Annotated in this window: 8 protein-coding genes; all 8 read left to right on the forward strand. The window is 38.7% G+C overall.

All coding sequences use genetic code 11. The features are described from left to right. The coding region (locus tag AC06OU_RS03055; protein WP_475853894.1) for an energy-coupling factor ABC transporter ATP-binding protein at window positions 1-852 on the forward strand (852 nt) is incomplete at its 5' end. After that, a complete protein-coding gene (locus AC06OU_RS03060) occupies window positions 846-1,643 on the forward strand; it encodes an energy-coupling factor transporter transmembrane component T family protein (protein WP_169359345.1) in 798 nt (265 codons plus the stop codon). The genes AC06OU_RS03055 and AC06OU_RS03060, both read left to right, overlap by 7 nt. Before the next feature lie 14 nt (window positions 1,644-1,657). Then, window positions 1,658-2,404, forward strand: coding sequence for a tRNA pseudouridine(38-40) synthase TruA (gene truA / locus AC06OU_RS03065; RefSeq protein WP_475853896.1), 747 nt, complete (start codon window positions 1,658-1,660; stop codon window positions 2,402-2,404). A gap of 171 nt (window positions 2,405-2,575) precedes the next feature. Further along, window positions 2,576-3,013 carry a 50S ribosomal protein L13 gene (gene rplM, locus AC06OU_RS03070; protein ID WP_151112062.1) on the forward strand — a complete coding sequence of 146 codons (438 nt, stop codon included), beginning with the start codon at window positions 2,576-2,578 and terminating at the stop codon, window positions 3,011-3,013. A 22-nt stretch (window positions 3,014-3,035) separates the two neighbouring features. Next, a complete protein-coding gene (rpsI, locus tag AC06OU_RS03075; protein ID WP_144512714.1) occupies window positions 3,036-3,428 on the forward strand; it encodes a 30S ribosomal protein S9 in 393 nt (130 codons plus the stop codon). Window positions 3,429-3,728: 300 nt separating this feature from the next. Then, the gene (locus AC06OU_RS03080) at window positions 3,729-4,151 is read left to right on the forward strand and encodes a GNAT family N-acetyltransferase (protein WP_475853899.1); all 423 of its coding nucleotides are present in this window, start codon (window positions 3,729-3,731) and stop codon (window positions 4,149-4,151) included. Window positions 4,152-4,342: 191 nt separating this feature from the next. Beyond that, on the forward strand, window positions 4,343-4,846 hold the full coding sequence (locus AC06OU_RS03085) for a GNAT family N-acetyltransferase (protein ID WP_475853901.1): 504 nt from the start codon (window positions 4,343-4,345) through the stop codon (window positions 4,844-4,846). A gap of 17 nt (window positions 4,847-4,863) precedes the next feature. Next, window positions 4,864-5,111 (forward strand): MFS transporter (locus AC06OU_RS03090; RefSeq protein WP_475853902.1); only part of this gene is annotated, 248 nt, incomplete at its 3' end.

Raw genomic sequence — 5,111 nt, forward strand, 5'->3', positions numbered from 1 at the left:
AGCTACGCTTATGCTAAAGATACGCCCTTTGAAAAGAGAGCCCTGTTTAGCGTAAACATGCATATTTCATCTGGCTCTTATCAAGCAATTATAGGGCATACAGGGTCGGGCAAATCAACTGTATTACAGCACTTGAATGCATTGTTAAAGCCTACAGATGGCACAGTTAAAATAGGAAATGTAGAAGTGAAGGCAGATAAGAAAAATAAGCATCTACGCTCAGTTAGACAAAAGGTAGGCATTGTTTTTCAATTTCCAGAGCATCAATTATTCGATGAGACTGTTCTGAAAGATATTATGTTTGGGCCGATGAATTACGGAATACCAGAGGCAGAAGCCAAAGTACGGGCCATCGAACTAATTCGACTATTAGGTCTACCAGATGAAGTCATGGATAAATCTCCATTTGATCTATCAGGAGGCCAGATGAGACGAGTTGCTATTGCAGGAGTTCTGGCGATGAACCCAGATGTCCTTGTGTTAGACGAGCCTACTGCAGGACTTGATCCTAGAGGCCGGAAAGAGATTATGGACCTCTTCTATCAAATCCATCAAGAGACGGGGCTCACGACCATCCTCGTGACGCACAGCATGGAGGATGCAGCTAGATATGCAGATCAAATAGCAATAATGCATAAAGGAAAATGTATAGTTCAAGGAACTCCAGAAGAAATATTTGAAAATGAAACTCAATTAAAGGACTACCAGCTAGAGCTACCTCAAACCGTAAAGTTTCAACGGAAGCTAGAACAAATGATGGGTAGAAGGCTACCGAACCTCTGCTTAACGGAGGAAGTGTTAGCAAAAGAATTGGCACACCTGTTAAAGGAAGGGTGTGAGGATGAATGTTAGAAAAAATGATTTTTGGAAGATATATTCCCGGAGATTCGTTTATCCATCGTTTAGATGCTCGAGCTAAACTAATCTTTGTTTTTCTTTTTATTGCCGTAGTTTTCATCGCAAATAACTGGATTACATATGGGATATTAGTGTTATTTACTTTTTTAATCATTCGTATGTCCAAAATCCGATTATACTTTTTAATCAATGGATTAAAGCCGGTCGTTTTTCTAATTATCTTTACGTTCCTGCTGCATATGATATTTACCCGAGAGGGCGCTATTATTTTCGAATGGAAGTTTATAAAGATTTATGAGGAAGGCTTGAAGCAAGGGATATTCATATCTATTCGTTTCTTCGTCCTTGTTATACTAACGTCCATTCTAACACTCACTACAACCCCTATATCGATTACAGATGCTTTAGAGATACTTCTGAATCCCCTAAAGAAATGGAAGCTCCCAGTGCATGAATTAGCGCTTATGATGTCAATCTCTTTAAGGTTCATCCCAACTCTTATGGATGAAACCGACAAGATTATGAAAGCACAGATGGCAAGAGGATCGGATATGACGTCGGGAAGTATGAAGCAGCGCATGAATGCTATTGTACCGCTGCTCATTCCACTATTTGTGAGTGCATTTAAGCGAGCAGAAGATTTAGCAACAGCTATGGAGGTTCGCGGCTATAAAGGTGGAGAAGGAAGGACAAGATATCGCAAGCTTGAGTGGAGGAAGAAGGATACGTCAATTTTAGTCGTTCTTGTCCTACTGGCTGCTATCCTTGTTTATTTTAGACAGTAAATGGAGGTAACCGTATGCGTTTAAGAGCTGTAATAAGCTATGACGGGAGTCAATTTTCGGGTTATCAAATCCAACCGGGAAAAAGAACCGTACAGTTAGAGCTTGAACGAGTTCTACAAACAATCCATAAAGGAGAGCTAGTAAAGGTAGTAGCAAGTGGACGAACGGATGCTGGGGTTCATGCTACAGGGCAGGTAATCCATTTTGATAGTCCCTTTACTTTATCTATGGACAGCTGGAGAACTGCTTTAAATGTTCAACTTCCAAAGGATATCCGAATACTTTTCGTAGAAGAAGTGGCTGCCGACTTTCATGCTAGATACCATGCAGCGGGTAAAACGTATCGTTATAAATGGTCGCTTGAGGAGATTCAAAGTCCCTTTGAGCGTAACTATACGGTCCATGTAGATAGATATAAGCCTAACGTAGAATTGATGAAGGAAGCTTCTGTTCACCTTTTAGGAACGCATGATTTTTCAAGCTTCTGTGCATCTAAAACTAGTGTGAAAGATTTTATTCGAACGGTACGATCGATAGACTTTGAATGGAAAGAAGAATCTAATCAGCTGCATATGGTGATTAACGGTAGTGGTTTTTTATATAATATGGTCCGAATTATTGCAGGTACTTTATGGGAAGTGGCAATAGGAAAAAAAAATGTAGACGAGCTACCGGGAATTCTTCAATCTTGTGATAGAAAAAATGCTGGGAAAACCGCTCCAGCACACGGTTTATACCTAGAAAAAGTAGAGTATTCATGATATAGCAACTTTTCCAGGTGTTTATGGAAAAATACTTGACTATTAAGCGACGGCGGGTTATGATGATGTATGGTATTTTCATTAGCCCCACAATATAAGCCCCGAAACTTATTGTTATGAGGATATAGAAAATTATAGATCGATTATGATTGAATTAGGAGGACAAAATACATGCGTACAACATTCATGGCTAAAGGTCACGAAGTAGAACGTAAATGGTTAGTTATCGACGCTGAAGGCCAAACTCTTGGTCGTCTTGCTTCTGAAGTAGCAGCTATTTTACGTGGAAAAAACAAACCAACATTCACACCGAATGTTGACACTGGTGATCATGTGATCATTATCAATGCAGAAAAAATTCATTTAACTGGGAACAAGTTAAACGACAAAATTTACTACCGTCATACTCAATTTGCTGGTGGACTTAAACAACGTACTGCTTTAGAAATGCGTACTAAGTACCCAACAAAAATGATCGAATTAGCGATCAAAGGAATGCTTCCTAAAAACACTTTAGGTCGTCAAATGTTCGGAAAACTTCACGTTTACGCTGGAGCAGAACATCCACATGCAGCACAACAACCAGAAGCATTTGAGCTTCGCGGATAATAATTAAGAGGAGGACATACACTTGGCACAAGTTCAATATATCGGCACTGGTCGCCGTAAAAGCTCAGTAGCACGCGTACGTTTAGTACCAGGCGAAGGAAAAATCGTTATCAACAAACGTGACGTAGAAGATTACGTACCATACGAAACTTTACGTGAAATCATTAAACAACCATTAGTAACTACTCAAACTTTAGGTAGCTACGATGTTCATGTAAACGTTAATGGTGGTGGATTCACAGGTCAAGCAGGAGCAATCCGTCACGGTATTGCACGTGCACTACTTACAGTAGATCCTGATTTCCGTCCAGCTTTAAAATCAGCAGGATTCTTAACACGTGACCCACGTATGAAAGAACGTAAAAAACCAGGACTTAAAGGCGCTCGTCGTGCACCTCAGTTCTCAAAACGTTAATATCGAATTTACAACCCTTTCCCAATTTGGGAGAGGGTTTTTTCGTGGAGAAATAAGGATTAGGCGTATTGGGAAGGTATGGGCGAATGCTAAGAGTTTAAAGATATAGAATATAGATTAGAGACAAAAAAATATTTGTTTATATACTGACCGCTACACAGCAGAGTCAGATGCTCATGAAATAGCTCCAGTGAAATCATGTAATATTTGATTTCTAAGGAGTTGTTTTATTTTAAAAAAAGACTAGGTAATTTATATGAGTTAAAATGGAACAAGGAACGTGGAGAGGGGGATGTAGGTATGGAAATTTTAAAGCAATGGAATCAGGCGGATAGTGATTATATACGACAAAAGGTTATCGAGCATAATATGGCTAATGTTCCGGAAGAAGTGAAGCACCCGAAACAACAGATCAGTTACATACTGCGTAATGAAAATCAAAAAATTCTCGGAGGAATTACAGGGACAGTTTTTTGGTATCACCTACATATAGACTTCCTATGGGTGGATGACTCATTGAGAGGGCAGGGTCACGGTAAAGAGCTGCTAGCAAGGATAGAAGAATATGCGATAGAAAATAGCTGTAAGCTTATACAATTAGATACCTTTAGCTTTCAAGCCCCGAATTTTTATAAAAAATTTGGTTACGAAGAAATTGGGATTGTGGATGATTTTCCTGCGAAGGATAGTAAACAATATTACTTAGTAAAAAAAATAGGTTAACGGAAAGGTAGATTGGGTCTTCAGCACCTCAATCTACCTTTTTATCGCAATAGAAAAATTTATTACCTGGGAAATTATTATTTAATAACAAATTATTAAGAAAAATTTATCTTCTGCCGAAATAGTGATTGTAGCATAAATTGCGAAGGTGTATATTAAGTTAGCAATTATACATATTGGAGGTGGGGGAAGTGTTTTCATCTGAACGATTAATGTTCCGTTCTTATTCAGAGGATGACTTTAAATTTCTATATTCGATGCTGTCGGATGAGAAAATGATGAGGTTTATAGGGAGTGGAAAGCCAAGAAATCGGGAGGAATCCGAAAATTTCTTACAATGGATATTCCAACATTATGAGCTAAACAAGGAGTATGGATTAAAGCTACTCGTCCGTAAAACGGATGGAGTACCTATTGGGCATGCAGGAATTGTCCCACAGGTGATAGAGGGAAGAGAAGAACTAGAAGTTGGTTATTGGATTGCTAGAGAGCATTGGGGAAACGGTTATGCAAGTGAAGCGGCAAGATCTTTGTTAGAAAGAGGGTTGGGCCAGCTAGGAGAAGATAGATTTATATCGCTTGTTCAGAAGGGAAACCTAGCATCTAGGAAGGTAGCAGAGAAAACAGGTATGAGACTAGCAAAAGAAATAATCTTGGGCGACAAGCAAGTTTGCTTATATGAATACGAAAAATAGAGAGAAGCAGGGTTGAAATGAGAAAAAAATTTAATGTTGTTACCTCCACCATTTTGGTGAGCATTTTCTTAGCGAGATTTGGAACATTTTTAGTTATTCCCTATCTTACTTTATTTTTATTGAATGAGTTTGAATATACGGGCATGCAAATTGGAGCTATACTTTCCACCCTTGCGTTATCAGGTCTTATTATGAGTTTTTTTATTGGTCCTTATATTGACAAGTTTCCAAAAAATAAAGTAATCATTACCGGTTTAGCGGGGTA

Source organism: Psychrobacillus sp., from assembly GCF_056205495.1.